24 protein-coding genes, 1 tRNA gene and 1 pseudogene are annotated in these 25766 nt (G+C 69.3%); 20 read left to right on the top strand and 6 right to left on the bottom strand.

Going from position 1 to position 25766, the window contains the following annotated elements; genetic code table 11:
* Position 1: 1 nt before the first annotated feature.
* Positions 2 to 382, bottom strand: a complete 381-nt coding sequence (locus QSV35_RS04905) for a helix-turn-helix domain-containing protein (RefSeq protein WP_286287260.1) — start codon at positions 380 to 382, stop codon at positions 2 to 4.
* A 212-nt stretch (positions 383 to 594) separates the two neighbouring features.
* Here QSV35_RS04905 and QSV35_RS04910 point away from each other — a divergent pair.
* Positions 595 to 677, top strand: a tRNA-OTHER gene (locus tag QSV35_RS04910).
* A gap of 248 nt (positions 678 to 925) precedes the next feature.
* On the opposite strand, the gene QSV35_RS04915 is transcribed toward QSV35_RS04910, so the two are convergent.
* The gene (locus QSV35_RS04915) at positions 926 to 1252 is read right to left on the bottom strand and encodes a hypothetical protein (protein WP_286287262.1); all 327 of its coding nucleotides are present in this window, start codon (positions 1250 to 1252) and stop codon (positions 926 to 928) included.
* A gap of 65 nt (positions 1253 to 1317) precedes the next feature.
* On the opposite strand from QSV35_RS04915, the gene QSV35_RS04920 reads away from it, so the two are divergent.
* The 7 genes from QSV35_RS04920 (at position 1318) to QSV35_RS04950 (ending at position 9357) form a co-directional block, all read left to right on the top strand.
* Positions 1318 to 2892: a hydantoinase/oxoprolinase N-terminal domain-containing protein gene (locus QSV35_RS04920; RefSeq protein WP_286287271.1), complete on the top strand. Its 1575-nt coding sequence runs from the start codon at positions 1318 to 1320 to the stop codon at positions 2890 to 2892.
* Positions 2885 to 3949 carry a DUF917 domain-containing protein gene (locus QSV35_RS04925; protein WP_286287273.1) on the top strand — a complete coding sequence of 355 codons (1065 nt, stop codon included), beginning with the start codon at positions 2885 to 2887 and terminating at the stop codon, positions 3947 to 3949. Before QSV35_RS04920 ends, QSV35_RS04925 begins: the two co-directional genes overlap by 8 nt.
* Positions 3950 to 3991: 42 nt before the next feature.
* Entirely contained in the window at positions 3992 to 5062 is a 1071-nt protein-coding gene (locus QSV35_RS04930) for an S-methyl thiohydantoin desulfurase domain-containing protein (RefSeq protein WP_286287277.1), read from the top strand.
* Positions 5059 to 6603, top strand: a complete 1545-nt coding sequence (locus QSV35_RS04935; protein ID WP_286287280.1) for a PucR family transcriptional regulator — start codon at positions 5059 to 5061, stop codon at positions 6601 to 6603. The genes QSV35_RS04930 and QSV35_RS04935 overlap by 4 nt, the downstream gene beginning before the upstream one ends.
* Positions 6604 to 6737: 134 nt before the next feature.
* Entirely contained in the window at positions 6738 to 7460 is a 723-nt protein-coding gene (locus tag QSV35_RS04940) for an aspartate/glutamate racemase family protein (RefSeq protein ID WP_286287282.1), read from the top strand.
* Positions 7457 to 8215: an HpcH/HpaI aldolase family protein gene (locus QSV35_RS04945; protein WP_286287284.1), complete on the top strand. Its 759-nt coding sequence runs from the start codon at positions 7457 to 7459 to the stop codon at positions 8213 to 8215. Before QSV35_RS04940 ends, QSV35_RS04945 begins: the two co-directional genes overlap by 4 nt.
* An 89-nt stretch (positions 8216 to 8304) precedes the next feature.
* The gene (locus QSV35_RS04950; RefSeq protein WP_286287286.1) at positions 8305 to 9357 is read left to right on the top strand and encodes a branched-chain amino acid aminotransferase; all 1053 of its coding nucleotides are present in this window, start codon (positions 8305 to 8307) and stop codon (positions 9355 to 9357) included.
* Between the two features lie 108 nt (positions 9358 to 9465).
* Here the strand turns inward: QSV35_RS04950 and QSV35_RS04955 are convergent, their stop codons facing one another.
* The 4 genes from QSV35_RS04955 to QSV35_RS04970 all read right to left on the bottom strand — a co-directional run bounded on the left by QSV35_RS04955 (position 9466) and on the right by QSV35_RS04970 (position 14138).
* Positions 9466 to 10497, bottom strand: coding sequence for a threonine aldolase family protein (locus QSV35_RS04955; protein ID WP_286287287.1), 1032 nt, complete (start codon positions 10495 to 10497; stop codon positions 9466 to 9468).
* On the bottom strand, positions 10494 to 11516 hold the full coding sequence (locus QSV35_RS04960) for an ABC transporter permease (RefSeq protein ID WP_286287289.1): 1023 nt from the start codon (positions 11514 to 11516) through the stop codon (positions 10494 to 10496). The genes QSV35_RS04955 and QSV35_RS04960 overlap by 4 nt, the downstream gene beginning before the upstream one ends.
* A gap of 14 nt (positions 11517 to 11530) precedes the next feature.
* A complete protein-coding gene (locus QSV35_RS04965; RefSeq protein WP_286287291.1) occupies positions 11531 to 13036 on the bottom strand; it encodes a sugar ABC transporter ATP-binding protein in 1506 nt (501 codons plus the stop codon).
* Positions 13037 to 13148: 112 nt separating this feature from the next.
* A complete protein-coding gene (locus QSV35_RS04970) occupies positions 13149 to 14138 on the bottom strand; it encodes a sugar ABC transporter substrate-binding protein (RefSeq protein WP_286287293.1) in 990 nt (329 codons plus the stop codon).
* Positions 14139 to 15031: 893 nt separating this feature from the next.
* Here QSV35_RS04970 and QSV35_RS20035 point away from each other — a divergent pair.
* The 12 genes and pseudogenes from QSV35_RS20035 (at position 15032) to QSV35_RS05025 (ending at position 25748) form a co-directional block, all read left to right on the top strand.
* Positions 15032 to 15526, top strand: coding sequence for a Rossmann-fold NAD(P)-binding domain-containing protein (locus QSV35_RS20035; RefSeq protein ID WP_353618957.1), 495 nt, complete (start codon positions 15032 to 15034; stop codon positions 15524 to 15526).
* 68 nt (positions 15527 to 15594) lie between these two features.
* A pseudogene (locus QSV35_RS20040) lies at positions 15595 to 15786 on the top strand (helix-turn-helix domain-containing protein); the annotation flags it as partial.
* Between the two features lie 190 nt (positions 15787 to 15976).
* Positions 15977 to 16381, top strand: a complete 405-nt coding sequence (locus tag QSV35_RS20045) for an MmyB family transcriptional regulator (protein WP_353618958.1) — start codon at positions 15977 to 15979, stop codon at positions 16379 to 16381.
* 222 nt (positions 16382 to 16603) lie between these two features.
* Positions 16604 to 17269, top strand: coding sequence for a TetR/AcrR family transcriptional regulator (locus QSV35_RS04985; RefSeq protein WP_286287294.1), 666 nt, complete (start codon positions 16604 to 16606; stop codon positions 17267 to 17269).
* Entirely contained in the window at positions 17269 to 18066 is a 798-nt protein-coding gene (locus tag QSV35_RS04990) for an enoyl-CoA hydratase-related protein (protein ID WP_286287296.1), read from the top strand. The genes QSV35_RS04985 and QSV35_RS04990 overlap by 1 nt, the downstream gene beginning before the upstream one ends.
* 1 nt (position 18067) lies before the next feature.
* A complete protein-coding gene (locus tag QSV35_RS04995; protein WP_286287298.1) occupies positions 18068 to 19219 on the top strand; it encodes an acyl-CoA dehydrogenase family protein in 1152 nt (383 codons plus the stop codon).
* A gap of 26 nt (positions 19220 to 19245) precedes the next feature.
* Complete coding sequence (locus QSV35_RS05000) at positions 19246 to 19992, top strand: SDR family NAD(P)-dependent oxidoreductase (protein ID WP_286287301.1); 747 nt, start codon at positions 19246 to 19248, stop codon at positions 19990 to 19992.
* A gap of 44 nt (positions 19993 to 20036) precedes the next feature.
* Complete coding sequence (locus tag QSV35_RS05005) at positions 20037 to 21722, top strand: AMP-binding protein (RefSeq protein WP_286287303.1); 1686 nt, start codon at positions 20037 to 20039, stop codon at positions 21720 to 21722.
* Positions 21719 to 22903: an acyl-CoA dehydrogenase family protein gene (locus QSV35_RS05010; protein ID WP_286287305.1), complete on the top strand. Its 1185-nt coding sequence runs from the start codon at positions 21719 to 21721 to the stop codon at positions 22901 to 22903. The genes QSV35_RS05005 and QSV35_RS05010 overlap by 4 nt, the downstream gene beginning before the upstream one ends.
* Positions 22900 to 23670 (top strand): enoyl-CoA hydratase/isomerase family protein, encoded by a 771-nt coding sequence (locus QSV35_RS05015; protein WP_286287308.1) that lies wholly within the window; start codon positions 22900 to 22902, stop codon positions 23668 to 23670. Before QSV35_RS05010 ends, QSV35_RS05015 begins: the two co-directional genes overlap by 4 nt.
* A 1-nt stretch (position 23671) precedes the next feature.
* Complete coding sequence (locus tag QSV35_RS05020; RefSeq protein WP_286287309.1) at positions 23672 to 24532, top strand: 3-hydroxyacyl-CoA dehydrogenase family protein; 861 nt, start codon at positions 23672 to 23674, stop codon at positions 24530 to 24532.
* Positions 24519 to 25748, top strand: a complete 1230-nt coding sequence (locus tag QSV35_RS05025; RefSeq protein WP_286287311.1) for an acyl-CoA dehydrogenase family protein — start codon at positions 24519 to 24521, stop codon at positions 25746 to 25748. The genes QSV35_RS05020 and QSV35_RS05025 overlap by 14 nt, the downstream gene beginning before the upstream one ends.
* Positions 25749 to 25766: the final 18 nt, after the last annotated feature.

Here is a 25766-nt window from a genome sequence, read left to right on the forward strand (position 1 = left end):
CTTATGCGCTGAGTGCTGCGCGTAGCGCGTCGCGGCCGGTGCGCCGCTGTTCGCGTTCGGCGGCGACGTCGAGGACGTCTTGCACGCGGATGCGGCGGTGCCTGCTGCCAGGAAGGCGGCGGAAGGGGAGCACGCCGTCTTCGCAGAGGCGGTCGACGAATTGGCGGGTCACGCCGAGGAGCTCGGCGGCCTCGGCGGGTGTGACTTCGTCCTCGGCTCGCAGCACCACGATCCGCGCCCCGTGGGCGACGTCGTCAAGCATGGAGCGCACCGCGGCTTCGACCGGGGTGTCGCCGACGAGCCGCGCCGCGAGACTTTTCGCGTCGGCGCGCACGGCGGGGTCGACCGGGTCGAGCACGGTCGCGAGTGCATGTGCTGCCATGTCCACCATGATACTCCTATCTGCAATAACGGCAACCGCTTCCGATTCGTGCCAGGTGTCCCCCAGGTGTCCCCGAGCATCCTGAGGACGCCGATTCTCCGTGAGTCTCGAGTGTGTGGAGTGTGTCACGAGTGACCGTCTGTCAAGGTGAAATCACCTGATCATGCCTGGAATGCCGCATGATTCCGCGACAAAGCGAACCTTCGGTCAACGGAGGTCCGGATTGGCCATTTCACCCTGCTAAGGTGGAGTCCCCGTAAGGGGACCGAGGGTTCAAATCCCTCCGTCTCCGCCAAAGAATACCTGGTCAGAAGCGTTTTTTGCCAGGGTTACTGCCCGTTATCTCGGACCTCAAATCTCGCCATTTGTGCCTCCCAGGTGTCCCCTGCGGGGATACCTGGGGGACATCTGGGACGCTCAACCTGCCCTCGTCAGAGCGGATGGAGGGTCCCACGGCGCGTCATTCCGCGGAACAGCTGAGCGGAGTCCCGCGAGGGGACGCCACCCCGCAGGGGTGATGCACTGTGCGGGGATCGCTTACGTCTACTCGAAGCCGAATATGTCGGAGTTCTCCGCGATGCGGGCGAGCTTGACCGACTTGGGATCGCGGAGCGGCCTTCCTGCAGATGCCAGCGCAGCATCACCTGGACCGCGCTCATGACATTCGGCGTCCGTCGGCGTTCCCGGCTGGTCGATCTCGCGGTCGGCGATCTGCGACTGCGGTCCGATCGTCGTGCAAAGGACGACGGCTCGACGCGCGCTGGGTGCCGCGCGGATGGTTCCGGACGCGGCGAGCGTCGGCATCCCGCCGGTGCGTCGTGCCTCGCGGACGACGCGCACCTGGGCGAACTGCCCAATCTGCTGGCGCACCCCTCGCTCTACTGTCTGGAAGGTGACACTGTGCGTCTTGCGACGCAGCGAAGGGAGCGTGGGCAGTGCTCAGGTTGGGTATCGATGTCGGCGGCACCAATACGGATGCCGTGCTGGTCGAGGGCAAACAGGTCCTCGGCGCGACTAAGGCGGCCACAAGTGCCGACGTGACGACGGGCATGGTGCAGGCGATCGCCGGCATCGCGCAGTCGACGAAGGTCGACCCTGGTGCCATCTCGGCGGTGATGATCGGAACGACGCACTTCATCAATGCGCTCGTCGAGGCGAACCGTCTCGCCCCGACCGCCGCGATTCGGTTCGGGCTGCCGGCCACCAGTTCCCTCCCCCCGCTCATCGGATGGCCGCAGCGGCTCGTCGACGCGATTCAGGGCCGTAGCTACCTGTGCCATGGCGGGCACGAGTACGACGGCTCGCAGCTCTCCCCGTTCGATGAGGGCGAGTTCCTCCGGGCGATCGAGGATGCGCACGGTGCGGGCATCCGCTCGTTCGCAATCTCATCGGTGTTCTCCCCAGTGAACGCGGAGTTCGAGCAGCGCGCCGCGCAGATCCTCGCCGAGCAGCTGCCCGACGCCGCCGTGAGCCTTTCACACGAGATCGGCCGGATGGGCATCCTCGGCCGCGAGAACGCGACGATCATCAACGCGTCGCTTCGCGAGCTCGCTGAGCACGTCACCGCGGGCCTGCGTCGCACGGTCGCCGAGGCGGGCATCACGTCACAGGTCTTCCTCAGCCAGAACGACGGCACGCTCATGGACATCGACTACGCGCGGCGCTACCCGGTCGCAACGTTCGCATCCGGCCCCACCAACTCGATGCGTGGCGCAGCCTTCCTCTCAGGGCAGCAGGACTGCGTCGTCGTGGACGTGGGCGGCACCACCACCGACGTCGGGATGCTTCAGAACGGCTTCCCGCGCGAGGCCACGACGGATGTCTCCGTCGCCGATGTGCAGACGAACTTCCGGATGCCGGACGTCCTCTCGGTGGGCATCGGTGGAGGAAGCCTCGTGAAGGATGCCGAGATCGGCCTCCGTGTCGGCCCCGAGAGCGTCGGTCACCGCCTCACGACGGAGGCGCTCGTCTTCGGCGGCGTGCAGCTCACCGCGACCGACATCGCCGTCGCTCACGGCATCGCCGAGGTCGGGGACGGCTCTCTCGTTCGCCATCTCGATCGGGCGCTGGTGACGTCGACGCTTGCGAACATCGCGGAGCGGGTCAACGACGTCGTGGATCGGATGAAGGTGTCCGCGGAGCCCGTGCCGGTCGTCGCCGTCGGCGGGGGAAGCTTCCTCGTGCCCGACGAGATGTTCGCCGCATCGGTCGTCCTCCGACCCGACCACTACGCCGTCGCCAACGCGATCGGCGCCGCCATCGCGGAGATCGGCGGCGAGGTCGACCGGGTGTTCAGCGTCACCCCTGGCACGCGGCAGTCGGTGCTCGACGACGCGCGCCAGGAGGCCGTCGACCGGGCGGTCGCCGCGGGTGCCGACCCCTCGAGCGTGAGGGTCGTCGACGTCGAGGAGGTGCCGCTAGCGTACCTGCCCGGCAGCGCCGCCCGCATTCGCGTCAAGGCCGTCGGAACCCTCAATGTCGAAGTCGCCGTGGGAGGCACACATGCGTGAGATCAATGTCGAGAACCTGGCCGACATGGCGCGCGGCGCCGCGATCCTCGGCACGGGCGGCGGTGGCGACCCGTACGTCGGGCTGCTGCTGGCTGAGCAGGCGATCCGCAGGCACGGTCCGGTGACGCTCCTGTCGGCGGACGAGGTCTCGGACGACGCGACCGTCGTGCCCTCGGCGTTCATGGGTGCTCCGACCGTCATGCTCGAGAAGTTGCCGACCGGGAACGAGATGGTCACGTCGCTCCGCGCCATCGAGTCGGTCATCGGTCGCCGAGCGACCCACACGGTCTCGCTCGAGGCGGGCGGGCTCAATTCGATGATCCCGATCGTCACGGCGGCTGAGCTCGGCATCCCGCTCATCGACGCGGACGGGATGGGGCGCGCCTACCCCGAACTGCAGATGCTCATTCCGACGCTCGGTGGAATCACCGCGAGCCCTATGGCACTCGCCGACGAGCGTGGCAACGCCGTGGCCTTCAACACGATCGACAACGCGTGGGCGGAGCGCCTCGCCCGCTCGGTTGTGACCGACATGGGATGCAGCGGCGGCATGAGCCTCTACGTGCTCACCGGGCGTCAGCTCAAGGACCTCATGGTGCACGACACACTGACGCTGTGCGAGGAGATCGGCCACGCCGTGCGGCTCGCGCGGGAGTCGCATGAGGACCCGGTGCTCGCCGCCGTGTCGGTCACGGGCGGGAGGCAGCTCTTCCAGGGCAAGATCACCGACGTCGAGCGCAATACGGTCGGCGGTTTTGCTCGTGGTCTCGCGCGGCTCGACGGCGTCGGGGGAGATGTCGGGGCGACGCTCGAGATCGACTTCCAGAACGAGAACCTCGTTGCGCGGCGGGGAGGGGAGGTCCTCGCGAGCGTGCCCGACCTCATCTCGGTGCTCGATACCGAGAGCGGTGAGGCCGTCACGACGGAGAAGCTCCGGTATGGACTGCGCGTGAGCGTCATCGCGTCCCCGTGCGACCCGCGCTGGCGTTCGCCGGAGGGTCTCGAGCTCGCCGGCCCCGCCTACTTCGGCTACGCGCACGAGTATCAGCCCGTCTGAGATGCCTCGCCGCGGCGCCTTCCTTGTTGAGATCATGGAGTCGTGAGGAAGGACCGGTTCGGCTTAGAAGACGCGGAGGACCTCGTCGCAGGCGCACGCCTCCTGGCCTCGGGGGGCGGCGGGGACGTGCGCATCGGGGGACTCCTGCTGACGACCGAGCTGCGCATCGCCGCGGACGAGGGACGGCAGCTCCGCCTGGTCCCGGCGGCGGAGCTGCCGCCCGACCTCCTCGTGGTGCACGTCGGGATGGTTGGCTCGCCGGACGTCTACTCGGAACGGCTGGTAGACCCGCATGACATCCGGCTGGCAGTGCGGGCACTCGCCGACCGCCTGCAGTCCGCGATCGGTGCGATCGGCATCATCGAGATAGGGGGGCTGAACGCGGTGCTCGGCGCGACCTGCGCTCTGGAACTCGAGGTGCCGCTCATCGACGGCGACATCATGGGGCGCGCCTTCCCCTTCATCACGCAGACGACCCTCGCGGTCGCCGGACACCGCCCGGAGCCAATCGCGATCGCCTCTCCGGCCGGCGATGTCGCGGTCTACGATGGCGCAACGACGGGAGCGACCCAGCGTCTGCTCTCCAGCGGGGCCGCCGCGATGGGCGGTCTCGCAGCGACCGCGATGTACCCGATCCGCGCGGGCGACCTCGCTGCGCACGGCATCCGGGGGAGCGTCCGCACGGCCTGCGAACTGGGACACCGCTATCGTGCGTACATTGCAAGCCATCGCGCGGGCGATCTCGAGGAGTTCGCGCGGGCTCTCGGTGCGACTCCCGTCGCGACCGCCCGGATCGACGAGGTGCGCCCGCGCGATGGAAGGCACGTCGGCAGTGCGACGCTGCACGACGTCGTGACCGGCGCCATCATCCGGGTCGACTTCCTGGAGGAGTATGCGCTCGCGACTGTCGACGGGACGATCGTGACCGGAGCGCCCGAGGTCATCGTCGTGATCGATCACGTGACGCTCACGCCGATGCGATCCGACGAACTGCGCCGCGGCCATACGGTGCTGCTCATGAGCTTCGCGCCGCTGCATCCATGGGCCGTCGCGGATATCGCGACGGTCGGACCGGCGGCGTACGGCATCGAGGTCGAGGAGACGCACGTATGACCTCCGTCGCCCAGCTGCTCTCCGAACCCGTCCTCACATCGGCGTCGGTCGTCGCGGGCGGGGCAGGCGTCGACCGCGCTGTGGACGACGTCGTGATGTACGCCTCCGCCCGAGACATCCCGACCGCTGACGGCGCTGCCGGAGCGCTCGTCGTGTGCGGCGAGGCGGACGTGACGCCCGCGTACAAGATCGACGCGCTCGTGCGGCGCGCCGACCACCTGGGCGCGTCCGCCGTGCTCGTGATCGCTGCACACGGGCATCCGCTGCTGTCCGGCATCCGCCTTGCCGACCGGCTCGGGCTCCCCGTGTTGTGGATCGTGCAGGAGGATCCCTTTCCTCTCGCGGTCGAGCTGGCCGTGCGCGTGCGCACGCCGCACGTGACACGGGCGGACGCTCTGCTGCGCGTCCCCGAAGCGCTCGCGACCGCGAAAGACCTCGATGCGATCACGCTGCGCACGGCGGCGCTCGCTGAGACGTCGGTCGCGGTGCTCACGGCAGACGGGAGCCGCATCGCGGGCGACGCCGCCGGCGATAGCGAGATCCGCTTCGATCTGGCGGTCGCCCAGCGCGGCGATCGCGTCGTCGCCCAGCCCGTCGTGCTCCCGCAGGCGTCGGCCGCGGGGGCATGGCTCGTCGCTGTGGTGGACGGTTTCGATGGGATGCGGCGGACGATCGTCGCCGATATCCTGGCGCTCGCAGAGCCATACGTGCGCGCGTGGTTCGTGGGCGAGGCCGCTCGGCTCGATCGCGACGCCGTGTTCCTCGCGCATCTGCTGAACTCGGTCATCGGCGAGGCGGATGATCCGAGCCGTGACGTCATCGAGAAGGCGGCGAGCGTCGGCTGGCGCCTCCAAGAGTGGCACACCGGCATCTACGTCGTCACCGACGACCCTCGTGCTCCCTCCGACCGCGACTCGACCGCGGCGCAGCTGCGGCGCGAGCTCGCGAGGCACGACATCCGGCTTGGCGGTATGGCCGACCATTCCGGAGGGTGGGCGATGTGGGTCACCGATCGTGCTGAGCCGTCGGCCGATGACGTGCGCGCCCTCGTGCGCGGGCTCCGCCTCGCGCTCGCCGACCTGCCGCGCGAGTGGGGCCTCGTCGTCGGCGTCGGTCGGCATCACAGAGGCAGCCGCGGACTCGCCGATACGCTCGCCGAGGCTCGCAATGCCGGATACCTCGCCCGCAGCCGCGAGTTCCGGCCCTCCGTCGACCACACCGACGAGCTGGGAGTCGCCCAGCTGCTGGCGACGTTGCAGCAGTCCGATGTCACGCGCGCCTTCGCGGAGTCGGCGCTCGCTCCGATCAGCGACCCCGCGAGCAGCCACCTGCTCGCGACCCTCACGGCGTACCTGCAGAACGGCGGATCCGTTGTCTTCACCGCTCAGGCGCTGAACGTGCATCGCAACACGGTGACGGCGCGCCTTCAGCAGCTGCGCGACAGGCTCGGCGTCGACCTCGACGACGCGAGCCTGCGCCTGGCTCTGCAGATGGCCGTGCGCGCCATCGACGCGGGTCCGTCGCATCCGCCCGCACCCTGATCGGCATCCGCCCGGGCGACCGGTGCAGGACGCACAGCCGTCTTTTCGAGGTGTGCATGCGGCACAGCCGCCACGGCGGGCCGCAGGCCTAGCGTCTCCTCAAGACCACTAGTCGCACAACGAAGGAGTTTTCCATGCACCTCCGCGTCATCCTGCCCGTCATCGGAGACGGCTTCATCGAGCATGTCCGCACCGAGGTGGAGGCGTGGGCTTTGCCGACGACGACAGTATCGGTCGTTTCGCTCGCCCGCGGCACAGCGAGCATCGAGTCCGAGTACGACGAGGCGCTGTCGGCGCCTGGCATCCTGGATCGCATCGAGGAGTGCGCCGTCGACGGCGTCGACGGCGTCTTCATCACCTGCTTCGGGGACCCGGGTGTGCACGCGGCGCGCGAGATCATCGACGCGCCGGTCGTAGGAGGCTTCGAGCCCGCCGTGCTGACAGCGCTGAGCCTCGGCGAGAAGGTCGGGATCATCACGGTCCTGCCCAATGTGCTTCCGATGATCCGCGGCCTCGCGCGCCGCTATGACGTCGACAATCGGATCGGCACGATCCGCGTCGTCGACATCCCCGTGCTCGGCCTCGACGGGGATGACGGCATCCTCCTCGACCGACTCGAGGAGCAGGCCGTCTCGGCGATCGAGGCGGGCGAGGCGGACGTCATCATCCTCGGATGCACAGGCATGCTCGGGGTGGCGGACGCCCTCAAGGCGCGGCTCGCCGGCCGCGGCTTCGTCGTCCCGGTCGTCGACCCGACCGCGGCCGCCGTCACGTGGATCGAGAGCTCGGTCCGGATGGGCCTCACACCGAGCCGGTTGACGTACATGGCGCCGCCCGCGAAGGCCCGCAACCTGTGACCACCCTCCCTCCGGAGCACCCGATGCGCGTCGACCCGGCCAAGACCGGACCGGCGCGCATCGGCCTGTGGGTCACGATGCTCGGTCCGTTCGGGATCGAGGCCCTGGCCGGTTTCGAGCTGGACTGGATCGGCATCGACCTGCAGCACGGCGACATCCCGCTTCACGCGCTGCCGCCGCTCGTGCGCGCGTGCGAGGCCGCGGGCTTCCCGGTCGCGGTGCGCATCGATGGGCACGACCCGGCGCTGATCGCCCGTGTCGTCGACGGTGGAGCGGATGCCGTCATCGTACCGGCGGTCGACTCCGCCGCACAGGCAGCGGCTCTCGTCCGGGCTGTCCGGCTCCCGCCGGCGGGCGCGCGCAGCAGCGGCATCTCTCGCACATCGCTCGGCGTCGCGCGCGCGGCTTCGCACACGCTCCTGCTGCCGATGATCGAGACCGCGGCGGGATTCGCGGCGCTCGACGAGATCCTCTGCGTGCCCGGCGTGGACGGCGTCTTCGTGGGACCGTATGACCTGTCGCTGTCTCTCGGCACCGACGGTGTCGCGGACCCGCGCACCATCGAGGCGGCGCGAAAGGTCGTCGACAGCGCCCGCGGCCGCGGCCTGGTGAGCGGGATCTACAGCGGGAACGCGGACATCACCTCGCGATTCGGGGACGTGTCGCTGCTGGCGCTCGGCAGTGACGTGGACGCGCTCCGCCACGGACTCGGCGAGCTCCTCGAGTCGGCGCCGGGAGTGCCGCCAGCGGGCTGAGCGGGCGTCGTGCACCGTGCACGGGGATGCCGCTCCGACTGTGCACACCCCCTCTCGGCGGGGCTGACCGTGGCGCCTAGCGTGGGACCATGACAATCGCTGCCTCGTCCTCCGCACCGCGGTCCCGCCCGTTCGGTGTCGCGTTCGCGCCCGCCACCGTTACGGCGCGCTGGACGGTCGCCGACGGCTGGAGCGAGCTGCGTCTCGACCCGCTCAGCGACCTCTCCCTGAGCCCGGCGACGATGATCTTCCACTACGGACAGGCGATCTTCGAGGGGCTCAAGGCGTATCGCAGCGCGGCGGGCGACGTCCGGCTGTTCCGCCCTGAGCGCAACGCCGCGCGGTTCCAGGCATCTGCCCGGCGGATGTCGATGCCAGAACTGCCGCAGGAGACGTTCGTTGCCGCGGCCGAGCTGCTCGTGGACGCTCAGCGGGAGCAGGTGCCGGTAGAGGCGGGTCACAGCCTGTACCTGCGGCCGTTCATGATCGCGACTGAGGCGACGCTCGGTACCCGGCCCGCGAACGAATATCTGTTCAGCATCATCGCCTCGCCCTCAGGCCCGTACTTCTCCGGCGGCTTCGACGCGATCACCGTGTGGGCAACGCACGACTACGTCCGCGCGGCGCCCGGGGGCACTGGAGCGGCGAAGTGCGCGGGCAACTACGCGGGCGGCATGATCGCCCAGAGGGTCGCCGCGGAGCACGGCTGCGATCAGGTGGTGTTCCTCGACGCGATCGAGCGGCGCTACCTCGAGGAGCTCGGCGGGATGAACATCTTCCTCGTCGTCGATGAGGGCGGCGGCCCGACTCTCGTGACGCCGCCGACTTCGGATACGATCCTCGACGGCATCACCCGCGCATCCCTTCTCGAGCTCGCCCCGGATCTTGGTCTGACGACCGCCGAGCGCCGCGTGGACCTCGCCGAATGGGAGTCGGGAGCGCTGGCCGGCACCGTCCTCGAGGCGTTCGCGTGCGGTACCGCCGCCGTCGTGACACCGATCGGGCGTGTGCGTCATCGCGACGGCGAGTTCACTGTCGGCGACGGCTGCGCGGGACAGTGGAGCGCGCGTCTGCGCGAGCGGCTGCTCGGCATCCAGGAGGGCGTCGTCGAGGACACACGCGGATGGGTGCACCCTCTCTGAGTAAGCGCGGGTACGGATCGCGTGGTGAACGCGGGTCTGCATGGCTCGCGCGGGCGAGCGCTGATGCCCGGAGGCGTCCATTCGACGTCCGGGGCGAGGTCAGGCGGCTTACGAGCCGTGCGCCACCGCGAGCAGCTCGTCGACTGTGGCATCCGTCATGTCGAACGAGGTCATGATCCGCAGGACGCGGAGATCGGCGTCCCAGATATGAAGGGCGTAGCGCGAGAGGAGGCGCGCCTCGACTTCGCGCGCGAAGCGCGCGAACACCGCGTTCGACTGGACGGGTGCCATGATCGTCGTTCCCTCGATCGCCGCGAGGCCCGCCGCCAGCCGGCTTGCAAGGCGGTTGGCCCGGCGCGCGTTGGCGAGCCACAGGTCGTTCTCGAGCAGCGCTACGATCTGTGCTGAGACGAAACGCATCTTGGAGGAGAGCTGCGTGTCTGCCTTCTGAATGGAAGGCAGGCCGTGGGCGGCATCCTGATTCAGGACGACGATGAGGTCCGCCGCCATCGCCCCGTTCTTCGTGCAGCCGAACGATACGAGGTCGATGCCGACATCGGTGGTGAGCGCCGCAAGCGAGGTCCCCAGATGCGCGGCCGCGTTCGCGAGGCGCGCCCCGTCCATGTGCACCGAGAGCCCGGCGGCATGGGCGGTCGCAGCGAGTGCGGTCAGTTCCGAAGCACTATAGGACGTCCCAAGCTCGGTCGACTGGCTGATCGAGACGGCACCGGGATGGGAACGGTGGCGATTCTCGATCTCAGCGGCGGCGCGCTCGATGTCGGCGGGTGTGAGTTTGCCATGCGCCGAGCGGCTGGTGATGAGCTTGAGTCCGCCGATCTCGGCGGCGCCGCATTCGTCCGTGTTGATGTGCGAATTGACGGGTGTGACCACTGACTCCCAGCGGCCGACCATCGAGTGCAGCGCCACGATGTTGGCGCCTGTCCCCGTCAGGACGGGGAATCCCGTCGCGGCGGGGCCGAAGGTCCACGTGACGAGCTCGGCGAGGCGCGCCGTGACGTCGTCCGCTCCGTAGGACGCCGCGGCGCCGGTGTTCGCTGCGGCGATCGCCGCCAGCACGTCGGGATGCGCGCCCGCCACGTTGTCGCTCGCGAAATCGACGAGCTTCGGCACGTCGGTCATCCGCGGCGCCTCTTCGACCAGGCGTCGAGCCCGACGGCGACGAGGAGGATCGAGCCCTGCACGATCTGCTGGATCGTGGTGTTGACGTTCAGGAGCGAGAACCCGTTGCCGATCATGGCGTAGAGCAGAACGCCGAGCGCCGTGCGCCACATGGCGCCCTCGCCACCGAAGATGCTGGTGCCGCCGACCACGACGACGGCGATCACGATGAGCGGCAGGTTGGCGCCCACGTCCGCCTGGCCGGCGCCGATCTTGCTCGCCGCGAGGACACCCGCGATCGAGGCGGCGAGGCCCGACAGCACGAAGACGCTGGTGTGCACGAGTCGCACGCCGATGCCGGAAAGACGCGCCGCCTCCGGGCTGCCGCCGACCGCGTAGACGCGGCGGCCGTAGACGGTGCGTGCGAGGACGAACCACGCGATGAAGAAGATGACGACGAATGCCGCCCCGGGGATCGTGAGTCCTAGGACCACCCCTTGGCCCAGGGCCGTGAATGCGGGGTCGGTGACGCTCACGAGCAGGCCACCGGAGATCGCGACGGCGATGCCGGCGAGCATGAGCGAGGTCGCGAGCGTCGCGATGAACGGGTTGATGTTGACGACGGCGACGGCGATGCCGTTGATCAGTCCGACGACGATCCCGGTCGCGATGCCGGCGGCGAAGCCCATCCATGCGACTCCCGTCGCGTTCGCGATCGTCGCCGCGACCACGCCCGACAGCGCGTAGATCGCGCCGACCGACAGGTCGAACATCCGGCTGATGAGCACGAACGTGCCGGCGCACGCGATGATGCCGACGCTCGCCCACTGATCGAGCAGGTTCGTGACGTTCATCGGCGACAGGAACACCGGCGAGGCGATCGACATGAACGCGAACAGCAGGATGCAGATCACGACGATCACGTTCTGCGAGAGGAACCCTCCCGCCCTGTGCAGCGCGCCCCGGGAGGGCGGCGCCTCCGTCTTCGCATCCTTCGCCGATGCGGCCGTGCGCGTCGCGGTCTCCGTCTTGACGTCCATCGCCGTCTCCTCCCTCATCCGTGCTGCTGCTCGCTCGCGAACGCGGCGCTCATGATCGACCGCTCCGTGAGGTCGTCGCCCTCGAGCTGCGCGCTGACGCGTCCGCGGTTCATGACGACGACCCGGTGAGCGAGGCCGAGGATCTCCTCGAGCTCGCTCGAGATGAGCAGCACCGCGACGCCGTTGCTCGCGAGATCCGCGATCAGTTCGTAGATCGACTTCTTGGCGCCGACGTCGACGCCCCGGGTGGGCTCGTCCACGATGAGCACCTTGGGGTCGGTCATGAGCCACTTGCCGAACAGGACCTTCTGCTGGTTGCCTCCGGAGAGCCGCTCGACGGCGACTCCGGGCTTCTTCAGACGGATGTCGAGCCGCCGCACCATGTCGGTCGCGGCCTTGGCGACCTTGCGGGTGCGCACGATGCCGGCGACCTGGTCGCGGTCCATCGTGGCCATCGTGAGGTTGTCGTCGACGGGAAGCGCGAGCACGAGGCCCTGATTGCGGCGCGACTCCGGCACCATGGCGAGGCCGAGGGTCTTCGCATGCCGGGGCGAGCGGGCCCGGATGCGCCGGCCGCGCAGGAGGATCTCGCCGCGGTCGACCGGGTCCGCGCCGAAGATCGCGCGCGCCACTTCGGAGCGCCCCGCGCCGACGAGCCCCGCGACGCCGAGGATCTCGCCCGGATGCAGGTCGAAGGAGACGTCCTCGAACGCGCCGCGGCGCGTGAGGCCGCGCACCGACAGGATCGGCTCGCCGGCGCCGGCGGGCGCCTTGGGTGGGAACACGGACGTCAGCGGCCGGCCGAGCATCCCGGCGATGAGGCTCGCGTGCGTCTCGTCGGCGGTGTCCGCGGTGCGCACGACCCGGCCGTCGCGGAGGATCGTCACCCGATCCGAGATCGCGAGCACTTCGTCGAGGTGGTGGGAGATGAAGACGATGGTCGCGCCGTCGGCGCGGAGCTCCTCGAGGGCGTCGAACAGGAGCGCGGCGTCGCCGGGACCGAGCGCGGCGGTGGGCTCGTCGAGGATGATGACGCGTGACTCGCGGGCGAGCGCGCGGAGGATCTCGACCTTCTGCTGGCTGCTGAACGGGAGGCTCCCGACGCGGGCGCGGCTCGGGATGCCGAAGCCGATGCGCGCGTCGAGCTGGGCGTACCGCCGCTCGAGCTCCTTGGTGGTGAGCACCCCGGCCACGTTCGGCTCGCGGCCGAGGAACACGTTCTCGCGGACCGTGAGGGCGGGGACGAGCGCGACCTCCTGCGCGATGAGGCTGATGCCGGCGGCGAGCGCGGCGGCGGGCGTGTCGAACGAGACCGTCCGTCCGTCGACGACGAGCTCGCCCTCGTCCGCGGACTGCGCGCCCGCGATGATGGAGCACAGCGTCGACTTCCCCGCGCCGTTCTCTCCGACGAGGGCGTGGATCTCGCCGCGCCGGAACGCGAGGTCGACGTCGGAGACCGCGGCCTGGCCGCCGAACCGCTTCGTCACTCCGGTGAGACGGATGATGTGGGGCGTGTCCACGCCCTGATGCTCGGTGCTCACGATTCCCCGTCCTGGGTCCGGCGTCGGATGCTGGGGGCGGCCGTGCGGGCGCGGGCGCGGGGGGGCGTCGCCGGGCCGCCCGGCCGCGATCTCATCCGGCGGTCCACTCCGCCTGGAACGCCTTGCCGGCGTCGGTGCTGAGGGTCTTCTTCGTGGCCACCGGGCCGATCTTGGAGTAGTCGAGCACGCTGACCGCGGTCGGCACCTTCTCGCCGGAGCGGGCCTTGAGCGCCAGCTTGACCCCCTCGTAGCCCTCCGTGTACGGCAGGGAGAGCGGGGCTCCGTAGATCGTGCCCGCGCGGATCCCGGCGATGTCCTCCTCGGTGGCGCCGTTGCTCACGACCGTGATCTTGCCGGTGCGGCCGACCTGCTCGATGGCCTGCATGGCGCCGGCGATCGGCTGGCCCGACGCGGCCGCGATGACGTTGAGGTCGGGGTGGGCGGTGAGGATGTTCTGCGCCGTCGCGAGGCCGGTCGCGCGGTCGAAGCCGCCGGGCTGCTCGGAGACGAGCTCGATCGAGCTGTGGGCCGCGAGCGTCTTCTTGACGGCGGCGGTGCGCAGCTGGTCGGATGCCTGCGCCGAGTCGCCGGGCATGTACGCGACCTTGCACGGGTCGATGCCGGCGCACGCGTCGACGATGAGACCGCCGATGTACTTGCCGGTCTGGGCGAGGTCAACGCCGACGGTGATGAGGCCGTCGACGGACGACTGGAGCGTCGTGTTGTCGGTTCCGATCGTCGACAGCAGCGACACGACCTCGACGCCCTTGCTCCGCGCCTGCGTCATGACCGGGGCGAGCGCGGCCGGGTTGAGCGGGTTGATGACGAACATGTCGTACCCGCCCTTCGTGAGCGCGTCCTGCACCTGACTGACCTGCGTGGTCGGGTCGAAGGCGGCGTCGAACTTCGTGACGTGCGCGCCGACCTCCTTCGCGGCCGCCTCGACGCCGCGCAGGTTCGCGGCGGTGTAGGTATTGGTCGCGACGGGATTGAAGAACGCGATCTCGAGGGTGTGGGAGTCGGAGGGCGACGCAGTGGACGCCGTATTGGAGCATCCCACGAGCGCAACCGCCGTGGCCATCAGTGCAAGCGAGGCGGTAAGGACCTTCCGGTTCATGCGGGTACACCTTCCTGGGACTCAACGAGGCGTTGAGGGCGATTGCTCAGAAGGTAGGCGCCACCAGTCCGGGAGGCACTGGGCCACATGTCCGTCCAGTGAACGGTCGGCGTGCAATCTGCACAGCACGCCGACCGCGGAATTCACGGGCAAGGAAAGTACGTCTGCTTGCTGCAGACGACGCGAAGTGCCGGGGCCAGAGGACGGACTCTCGCTTGCTTACCGCACCCCGATTGCGAGCAGGCCTCCCGCGCGAACGTGAAGGAGCGTGCTCTGGAACGAGGGTCCGGCCACGAGCGAGCAGGACAAGAGCTGGGTCGCGAGGGAAGGATCGTCGATCCCTGGTTGATCGGACCCTGAACGAGGGTGCGAAGTGCGCGCAGGATGAGTGACGACTACCCGGAGGGAAAGGCTCATGCCGCAACCGCTCGACATCCGAGTTCCCGACTTGAACGGCAGGCGCGCGCTCGTCACGGGTGCGAGCGACGGTGTCGGCTTCGAGATTGCGGCACGTCCCGCGCGGGCCGGCGCGGCCATCGTCGTGCCCGTGCGCGATGAGGCGAAGGGGAAGCTGCCGCCGAGCGGATCCGTGCGCGTACACCCCGTGCGCGCATCCAGGTCCTTCCGCTGGACCTCGCGTCGCTCGAGTCGGTCGCCGCGTTCGCCGACACGCTGCTGCGGGACGGCAGCACGATCGACATCCTGATCGCGAACGCGGGGGTGATGAACCCGCCCAGTCGACAGCTCACCGTCGATGGGAACGAGCTGTAGTTCGCGACCAACCATCTCGGGCACTTCGCGCTCATCGCGCAGTCCTGCCGCTCCTGAAGGCAGGTCTCGAGCGCATTACGAGCCAGGTGAGCATCGCCGCCGATCAAGGAGCGATGAGGTGGGACGACCTCGCTTGGGCGCATGGGTACGACCCGATGAAGGCATACAGCTCGTCGAAGATCGCATTCGGATTGTTCGCAATGGAGCTGCAACGGCGATCGGATGCGGCGGGCTGGCGGCTGCGGAGCAACCTGTCGCACCCCGGCATCGTGCAGACGAATCTTCTCGCCGCGCAACCGGGAATGGGGCGCCCGAAAGACACCACGGTGGTGAAGGCGATCCGATGGATGTCGGCACGCGGCCTCCTCGTCGGCACGCCGTCGTCCGCGGCGCTGCCAGCCGTGTACGCGGCGACGGACCCGGACGCGCGCGGCGGTCGGCTGTATGGGCCGAGGGGGTTTCGGCACCTGGGCGGGCTGCCGGCGGAGCAGCCGCTGTACACGCGACTACAGAGCGAGCGCGACGCGGTCCGAGTGTGGGACATCTCCGAACAGCTCACCGGCATCCGCTTCAGGGCATGAGCCGACAGGCGTCACGGACGAATCCGCGATGCCTGGCTGAAAGCCGACGTCTGCCCGAGACTCGAATCATGGACAGAGCGCCTCTCGCCGACTTCCTCCGGCGTCGCCGAGAGGCATTGCAGCCGGAGGACGTGGGTCTTCGGCGCGGCCCGCGGCGCCGCACGTCGGGCTTACGGCGTGAAGAGGTCGCCGCCCTCTGCGACATGTCGGTCCACTACTACAGTCGACTCGAGCAGGCCCGCGGTCCGCGGCCTTCCGGGCAGATGCTCGCCGCGATCGCCCGCGGCATGCGACTCACCCTCGACGAACGCGACCACCTGTTTCGCCTCGCGAGTCACACGGCACCCGCACGAGCCCTGCGCGGCGAGCACGTGTCACCCGGTCTGATGCGCGTACTAGACGCCGGCTGCACGGGCACCGTTCGGGGACGAGACCCGATTCGTCGGCCCCATGCGAAGCATCGGCTACCGCTGGTTCATGGACCCCGCAACCCGCGATGTGTATCCACCCGAGGACCATGCGGCGCTGTCGCGGGCCTTCACCGCCGACATCCGCTCCGCGTACGCGAAGCATCCTGCACACTCTCGCGCTGGCGCCATCGTCGATGCCCTTCTCGCGGAGAGCGCGGAGTTCGCGGCGCTGTGGGAGTCGCACGAGGTGACGTCTACGCACTCGCGCGAGAAGGGGCTGCAGCACCCCGAGGTCGGCGTGATGGACATGCATTGCCAACTCCTGGTCGATCCTGAACAGGGACAGACCCTTCTCGTGCTCACCGCGACCCCGGGCACCGAAAGCTACGAGCGTCTGCGACTGCTCGCCGTCATCGGGACCCAGGAGATCTCACCCGCCCAGTGAACCGGCGGGAGCGACTGCTTCGCGCCCCGACGGTGTCCCTGGACATTCACGCAACCACGCTTGCCTGACCGCACGAACCGGCCGGTGAATGCAGCGGTAGGGGCTCGGGGGAATGTGCGCCGTGTCTTGACATGACACCAAAATGAATCTAGATTCATTTCAAATGAACACAGATTCATTATTTGGGGGCTTGAGATGACGGATGCCCAGGTAGCGGAGGCGATGAGGACCGCTCGGGCGGCTCGCGCCGATCTGCGTACACGGCAGGTGCTGCGGGCCGCGGCCCGGCTGATGGGCCGCGAAGGCGCCGACGCGGTCTCGATGCAGGCCATCGCGGATGAAGCCGGCGTCAGCGTGGGGCTGATCTACAAGTACTTCGGTAACAAGCAGGATCTGGTTCTCGCGATCACCGTCCAGGTGCTCGACGACGTCGCCATGAGCGTTCCCGCGGCCGTCGACCGAGCGGGAGACGATGCTGTGCTCGCCCTCGCGGCCGGATTCCGTGCCTACTGCGAGACGATCGACGAGCACAGGCACGCGGCGGTCCTCACTTACCGGGAGTCGAAGACGCTCGGCGCCGACGGCCAGAGCGAGCTGAAGCGACGCGAGGTCGCGACGATGAAGCCGCTCGTGGGCGCCGTGCGTCGCGGCATCGACGCCGGCCTGTTCACCGCGGTGGACGCGGAACTCATGACTTATGACCTGGTGATGCTCGCCCACGCGTGGGCGCTCAAGCACTGGTACTTCGAGCGATCCTTCGATCTCGAGGCATATGTCACCCATCAGACCGCGATCGTTCTCGGGGGCCTCATCGTCCCCGAGCGCCGAGCGGACTATCCGGCGCTGCTCCGCCCGTCAGCGGCGCCTCACACCACAGGAGGACGATGATGACCGACTACGAAGACATCACCTATGAGATCGCGGACCACGCCGCGATCATCACGATCAATCGGCCTGAACGCTACAACGCGTTCCGCGCCCGGACCGTCGAGGAGATGATCAAGGCGTTCCGATCCGCGTGGTCGGACCCGCAGGTGCGGGGGGTCATCCTCACGGGTGCAGGGGACAGGGCGTTCTGCAGCGGCGGTGATGTCAAGCAGCGTGCGGAGACCGGCGACTACGGTCCGAGCGAGTCGGGCATGTTCGAGATCGGCAACCTACACAAGACGATTCGCGACATCCCCAAGCCGGTCATCGCGGCTGTCAATGGCGTCGCGGTCGGCGGGGGCCATGTGCTGCATGTGCTGTGCGACCTGTCGATCGCCTCCGAGACCGCGCGCTTCGGCCAGTCCGGCCCGAAGGTGGGCTCGTTCGACGCCGGGTTCGGGTCGGCGTACCTCGCCCGCATCGTCGGCGAGAAGCGCGCGCGGGAGATCTGGTACCTGTGCCGTCAGTACGACGCACAGACTGCCGAGCGCTGGGGGTTGGTCAACGCGGTGGTGGCCCCCGAACGACTCCTCGACGAAGCGAAGGCGTGGATCGCCGAGATCGCCGAGAAGAGCCCGACCGCGATCCGCATGCTGAAGCAGTCGTTCAACGCCGACACCGACCACCAGGCCGGTCTCAGCAACATGGCGATGACCGCGCTCGACTTGTTCACCTCGTCGCCGGAGGGCGCGGAGGGCGCCGCCGCGTTCGCCGAGAAGCGCGCCCCCGAGTTCGACAGCTACGTGGCCTGGCACTGACATGGACTTCGCCCTCGACGCCGACCAGCGCGACTGGCAGGCCAAGGCCCGCGCCTTCGCCGACGCCGAGCTCGCTCCGCGCTATCAGCAGCGCGAGCGGGACGGCCGCATCGAGCCTGAGATCATCGCCCGCATGGGCGAGCTCGGCTTCATCGCCCCCGAGCTTCCGTCGCGCTACGGCGGGCGGGATGCGCCGCGCCTGCTGAGCGGTCTCATCACGGAGCAGATCAGCCGCGGCGACTTCAACGTCGCGTACGTGCAGGTGGTCGCCTCCCTCGTCGGCCAGGTCATCGCGCGAAACGGCACGGACGCCGTCAAGGACGAGTGGCTTCCGCGCATGATCGCCGGCACGTCGATCGTCGGCATCGGGCTGTCCGAGCCCCACGGCGGATCGGATGCCGGCAACCCGCACCTCTCCGCGCGTCGCGAGCGCGGCGGCTGGGTCCTCAACGGCACGAAGTCGATGTCGTTCAACCGCGTCGCCGACGGAGTGATCGTCTTCGCGAAGACGGATCCGCACGAGCGCAAGCGCGGCCGCGGGATCAGCGCGTTCTTCGTGCCGTTCGCAGCCGAGGGGGTGACCCGCGACCCGGTGGGCGACCTCGGGACGATCGCCGTCGGGCGCGGGTTCGTGCACTTCGCGGACACCTGGATCCCGGAGGAGAACCTCCTCGGGGACGAGGGCAAGGGCTTCACGCAGGTGATGCAGGGCTTCGACTTCAGCCGCGCGCTCATCGCGCTGCAGTGTCTCGCGGTCGCCGAGGTCACCGTCGAGGAGACGTGGGAGTACACGAGCAGACGGGATGCGTTCGACAAGCCCCTGAGCACCTACCAGGGGGTCGCCTTCCCGCTCGCGGAGGCGATGACGAAGATCGAGGCTGCCAAGCAGCTCAGCTACAAGACGCTGTGGCTGAAGGACAACGACCTGCCGCACACGAGCGAGGCGGCCATGGTCAAGTGGTGGGCCCCGCGGGTGTCCGTGGAGACCCTTCACGAGTGCCTGCTGCTGCACGGCCAGTACGGCTACAAGACCGACCGGCCCATCGGCCAGCGCCTGCGCGACGTCATGGGTCTCGAGATCGGCGACGGCACGGCCCAGATCATGAAGCTCATCATCGCCCGGCAGGCCGTCGGGCGGGAGTTCGCGCCGTGAGCGGCGCCGAGGAAGGGAGTAGGCGCATGGGAGCGCTGGAAGGAAAGATCGTCATCGTCACCGGGGCCGCGAGCGGCATCGGCAAGGGGATCGCGACGCGACTCGCCGCCGACGGGGCCGGCGTCGTCGTGAGCGACATCAACGAGGAGGCGGCCGTCGCGACGGCGGCGGAACTGGGCGGCGGAGCCCTCGGCATCCGCACCGACGTCACCGACCGGGCGAGCGTGGATGCGGCGGTGGCCGCTGTGCTCGAGAAGTTCGGCACGGTCGACGTCCTGGTCAACAACGCCGGGTGGGACAAGGTCGAGCCGTTCATGACGAGCAAGGTCCCAGACTGGGACCGCGTCATCGCGATCAACCTGTACGGCACCCTCCACATGTCGCAGGCCGTCCTGCCGATCCTCAAGGAGAAGGGCGCGGGCGCCATCGTCAACATCGGATCGGATGCCGGCCGTGTCGGCTCGTCGGGCGAGGCGGTGTACTCGGCCGCGAAGGGCGGGATCATCGCGTTCTCGAAGACGCTCGCCCGCGAGGTCGCCCGCTACGGCATCCGCGTCAACACCGTCTGCCCCGGCCCCGCGGACACCCCGCTGTTCGCCGGGATCAGCGAGGAGAACCCGAACCTGCGCACCGCGCTGGAGAAGGCCATCCCGATGCGGCGGCTCGCCCAGCCGTCCGACCTCGCCAACGCCGTGGCGTTCTTCGCCGCGGACTCCTCCGCCTACGTGACCGGCCAGACGCTGTCGGTCAGCGGCGGACTCACCATGAGCTGAACACAGCACGCACGCACTCAACGACGAGTGGAAGGAACCCCGTCATGCCCTTCGACACGCTTCTCACCGACGAGAAGATCGAGCAGTTCACCCGCAGCGGCGGATGGAAGAACACCGTCCTGACCGACTACCTGGATGCCGCGGCCGACGCGCACCCCGATCAGACCGCCATCGTCGACGCGCGCGGCAGCATCACGTATCGCGAGTTCCGCGAGCAGGTGGACCGCGCGGCCCTCGGATACCTCGAGCTCGGCATCGTCCCCGGCGACACGATCTCGATCCAGCTGCCGAACTGGCGCGAGTGGCTCATCGCCCACTACGCCGCGGTGCGGATCGGGGCGGTGACCAATCCCCTCATCCCGATCTACCGGGACAACGAGGTCGGCTACATGATGCAGGCGGCGCAGACGAAGCTGCTCGTCACGACCGGCGACTTCCGCGGATTCGACTACGTCGCGATGGCGGGGCGCCTGCGCTCCGGCATCCCGTCGCTCGAGCACGTGCTGGTCGTGCGCCCCACCGCCGAACTGCCCGACTGGGCGCAGAGCTGGGACGACTTCGCCGCGACGCCGTGGGAGGAGCGCCGCGACCCGGCGCAGCTGGCGGGCCTGCGACCCGACCCCAACGAGCTGGTGCTGCTCATCTTCACCTCGGGCACGACCGGCCGCCCGAAGGGCGTGATGCACACGCACAACACGCTCATCGCGGGGTCGATGCCTTGGCCGGACCGGCTCGGCATGGACCACACCGCCGTCGTGCACATGGCGTCGACCTTCGGGCACCTCACCGGGTACCTGTACGGTGTGTCGCTTCCGACGATCCTCGGCGGGACGGGCGTCTTCCAGGACGTGTGGAACGTCGACGAGTTCCTCGCACTCGTCGACGAGCACGGCATCCAGCACACCTCCGGCGCCACGCCGTTCCTGCACGACCTCATCAACGCGCCCGGCCTCGCCGTCCGCGACCTGTCGTCGCTGCGGCGATTCTGCTGCATGGGGGCGCCGATCCCCGGCGTGTTCCTGACCGAGGCGGCCGAGCGCATCCCCGGCATGACCGTGTTCGGCGGATGGGGGCAGACGGAGTGCTGCCTCGTCACGATGGGCCACCCCGACGACCTGCGCGAGAAGATCGCCGCGACCGACGGCAAGGCACTCCCGGGCATGGAGGTGCGAGTCCTCACCGCCGACGGCGCTTTGTCGCCTGTGGGCGAGGAGGGCCGACTGCAGGTGCGCGGGCCGTTTCTGTTCCAGGGCTACGTCGGCGACGACCTGCAGACCGCGCGCGACCTCATCGACGAGGACGGCTGGTTCGACACGGGCGACATCGCGACAATGGATGCCGAAGGCTACATCCGGCTGCAGGGCCGGACGAAGGACGTCATCATCCGGGGCGGCGAGAACATCCCGGTCGCGTACGTGGAGAACATCCTCTACGGGCACCCGTGGATCGACACTGTCGCCGTCGTCGCCCTGCCGCACCCGCGCCTCCAGGAGATCGCGTGCGCGGTCGTCACGATCAACCCCGGCTCGCCGATCTTCACCCTCGAGGATCTCCGCGCGTACTTCGCCGAGAAGGGCGTCGCGAAGCCGTACTGGCCGGAGCAGGTCGTCGTGGTGGAGAGCCTGCCGCGAACACCGAGCGGCAAGATCCAGAAGTTCCAGCTGCGCGCGCAGCTCGAAGGCACCGTCACCGTGACGGACACGGTGCGACAGGTGGGGGCATCCGCATGACCGTCGCCGACATCGACGAGCTGCGCGGGCGATCCGACGTCCTCGGCATCGACGCGCTGCTCAGCGCCGAGGAGCGCGCGACGCGCGACCGCGTGCGCGCGTTCGTCGACGAGCACATCCGCCCGAACATAGCTGACTGGTTCGCGAGCGCGCATTTCCCGGTCGAGATCTCGCGCGAATTCGGCAGGCTCGGTGTGCTCGGCATGCACCTGAAGGGGTACGGATGCCCCGGTCGCAGCGCCGTCGAGTACGGGCTCGCCGCCCTGGAGCTGGAGGCGGGGGACTCGGGTCTTCGCACCTTCGTCTCGGTGCAGGGCTCGCTCGCGATGAGCTCGATCCACCGCTGGGGGAGCGAGGAGCAGAAGCAGCAGTGGCTGCCCGGCATGGCGGCGGGCGAGATCATCGGCAGCTTCGGGCTGACCGAGCCGACCGCAGGCTCCGACCCGTCGAGCATGAAGACGTACGCGCGGCGCGACGGCGACGACTGGATCCTCACCGGCGCGAAGCGGTGGATCGGCCTCGCGCCGATCGCGCAGCTGACGGTCGTGTGGGCGCAGACGGATGACGGCATCCGCGGATTCATCGTCCCAACCGACTCGCCCGGGTACGAGGCGATCACCCTCGAGCCGAAGCTGTCGATGCGCGCGTCGATCCAGGCGGAGCTGCACTTCGACGACATCCGCCTGCCCGCATCCGCGATGCTGCCGGGGGCTAAGGGTCTTCGCGGCCCGTTCTCTGCCCTCAACGAGGCCCGCTACGGCATCATCTGGGGCGTGCTGGGCGCCGCGCGCGACAGCTATGAGGCGGCGCTTCGCTACAGCCTCGAGCGCACGCAGTTCGATAAGCCGATCGCGGGCTTCCAGCTCACGCAGCAGAAGCTCGTGGACATGGTGCTCGAGATCCAGAAGGGCGCGCTGCTGGCCCTCCACACCGGACGCCTGAAGGATGCCGGCACGCTCGACCCGGTGCAGATCTCGGTCGGCAAGCTCAACAACACGCGCGAGGCCATCAAGATCGCGCGTGAGGCGCGCACGATCCTCGGGGGCAACGGCGTGCTGATCGAGCACTCGCCGATCCGGCACGCCGCCAACCTCGAGTCCGTGCGCACCTACGAGGGCACCGACGAGGTGCACACGCTCATCCTCGGCCAGCACCTGACCGGCATCGGAGCCTTCCGGTGAGCGCCGTCGAGACCGAGGTCCAGGGCCGGCTGGGCATCGTCACGCTCAACCGGCCGGAGGCCCTGAACGCGCTCAACTACGCGGTGTGGGACGGCATCCAGTCCGCCCTCGACGCGTTCCGCGACGACCCGGCCGTCGGCGTCGTCGTCTTCACCGGCGCGGGCGAGAAGGCCTTCGCCGCGGGCGCCGACATCGCGCAGCTCACGAATTACACCGTCGTCGACGGGCTCAACGCACGGCTCCAGAAGCTCTTCGACGCCGTCGAGGCATACGACAAGCCGACGATCGCCGCGGTCAACGGGTTCGCGCTCGGCGGCGGCAACGAGCTGGCGTTGGCGTGCGACATCCGCATCGCGACGGAGAGCGCGAAGTTCGGGCTCCCCGAGCCGAACCTCGGCGTGCTGCCCGGCGCGGGCGGCACGCAGCGGCTCTCGCGCCTCATCGGCAAGGGCCGCGCGATCGAGCTGATCCTTACGGGTCGCTTCGTCGGAGCGGAGGAGGCGCTGCGCGTCGGGCTCGTCACCGAGGTCGTGCCGCAGGGCGAGCAGCTCGCCGCGGCGCAGCGCATCGCCGACGCGATCCTCACGAAGGGACCACTCGCCGTGCGGCTCGCGAAGCTCGTTGTGTCGAACGGCTTCGAGACCGATCAGCGGACGGGCCTGCTGCTGGAGCGGCTGGCGCAGGCGCTGCTGTACGGCACGGCGGACAAGGTCGAGGGCACTCAGGCGTTCATCGACAAGCGGCCGGCGCAGTTCCGGGGGGCGTGACATGGTGGAGCGGATCCTCGTGGTCGGCGCGGGCGCGATGGGCTCGCAGATCGGCATGGTCGCGGCTCTCGCCGGCATCGACACGACGGTGCAGGACGTCTCCGCCGAGCAGCTCCCGCGCGCCGAGGCGCAGCTGCGGGACCGCCTCGCGGGACAGGTCGCGAAGGGACGCCGCACGCAGGAGGACGTGGATGCCGCGTTCGCGCGGCTGCGATTCACGACCGAGCTGGAGACCGCGGCGGCCGCGGCCGACTACGTCATCGAGGCGGCCATCGAGCGGATCGACATCAAGCGCGAGCTGTTCGCACGGCTCGGCGCTGCGGCCCCGGCGCACGCGATCCTCGCGACGAACTCGTCGACGATCCCGTCCTCGGAGCTCGCCGACGCGTCCGGGCGCGCGGATCGGGTGTGCAATCTGCACTTCTTCATGCCGCCGCTGGTCATGCGGGCCGTCGAGGTCGTGCGCGGCCCGGAGACGAGCGACGCCACGGTGGCGACGACCACCGCACTCGCGGAGCGGCTCGGGAAGACCCCGGTCGTGCTGAACCGGGAAATCCCCGGGTTCGTCGCGAACCGGCTGCTGTGGGCCATCCGCGAGGAGGCGCTGCGCATGTACGGCGACGGCATCGCGAGTTACCAGGACATCGACGCCGCCGCGCGAGAGGCGCTCGGGCACCCGATGGGGCCGTTCGAGCTCATGGATCTCGTCGGCAATGACGTTGCATACCGCAACAAGATCGCGGTGTACGAACAGACCGGCGACGAGGCCGAGCTGCCGCACCCCGCGCTCGTCGCGTTGTACGAGAAGGGCGACTACGGCCGCAAGACAGGCAAGGGATGGTACGACTATGACTCTCGATGATCCGTTCGTCGCCGCCCTCGCCGAGGGAATCGCCGACGCGCGCGACACCGACTTCTTCCGGCTCGACGACCGGCTCGGCCCCGCCGAACTCGCGCTCCGGGCGAAGGTGCGCGGGTTCGTCGAGGACAGCGTGCTGCCGGTCATCAACCACTACTGGGAGCGCGCGGAGTTCCCGTTCGAGGTCCTTCCCGCGTTCGCGGAGCTGGGGGTCGTCGGGTCGCAGATCGAGGGCTACGGCTGCCCCGGGCTCACGCCGCTGCAGGCCGGCATCGTGACCACCGAGCTCGCGCGCGGCGACGGCTCCCTCAACACGTTCATGGGCGTCCAGTCGAACCTCACGATGGGCACGATCGCCCTCCTCGGCAGCGAGGAGCAGAAGCAGCGCTGGCTGCCGCGGATGGCGGCACTCGAGCTCATCGGCGCCTTCGCGCTGACCGAGGCGGCGCACGGATCCGACTCGGTGGGCCTCGAGACCACGGCGCGCCGCGAAGGCGACGAATGGGTGTTGCAAGGCTCCAAGCGCTGGATCGGCAACGCGAGCTACGCGCACGTCGTCGTCATCTGGGCGCGGGACGAGGCCGACGGCAAGGTGAAGGCGTTCGTGATGCACCGCGAGCCCGACGAGGGCTTCCCCGCGGGGTACGACGCGCAGGTGATCACCGGCAAGATCGGCAAGCGCGCCATCCTGCAGCCGGACATCCGCATCGACGGGCTGCGCATCCCCGAATCCGACCGCCTGCCCGGCGCGAACTCGTTCCGTGACGCGGGCCGCGTGCTCGAGCGCACACGCGGCGGGGCGTCGTGGGAGTCGCTCGGCCACGCCCTCGCCGCCTTCGAGATCGCCGCCGCCTACGCGTCGCGGCGGGAGCAGTTCGGCGGACCGATCGCCCGGTTCCAGCTCGTGCAGTCGACGCTGGCGCAGATGGTGGCGGAGCTGTCCGCCATCCAGCTGATGTGCCACCGCATGGCGGAGCTGCAGGCCGAGGGGACGTGGACCGGCACGATGGCCTCGATCACGAAGCTCGCCACCGCCGACAAGGCCCGCCGCATCTGCCAGCAGGCGCGCGACCTCCTCGGCGGCAACGGGCTGCTCCTCGACTTCCATGTGGCGCGTCACCTGACCGACATGGAGGTCGTGCACACCTACGAGGGCACGGCGCAGATCCAGGAACTGCTCATCGGGCGCGCCATCACGGGCCTCTCGGCGTTCTCCTGAAGACGGAAGAAGGATGAC

It is taken from the genome of Microbacterium candidum (genome assembly GCF_030315975.1).
Taxonomy (GTDB): domain Bacteria; phylum Actinomycetota; class Actinomycetes; order Actinomycetales; family Microbacteriaceae; genus Microbacterium; species Microbacterium candidum.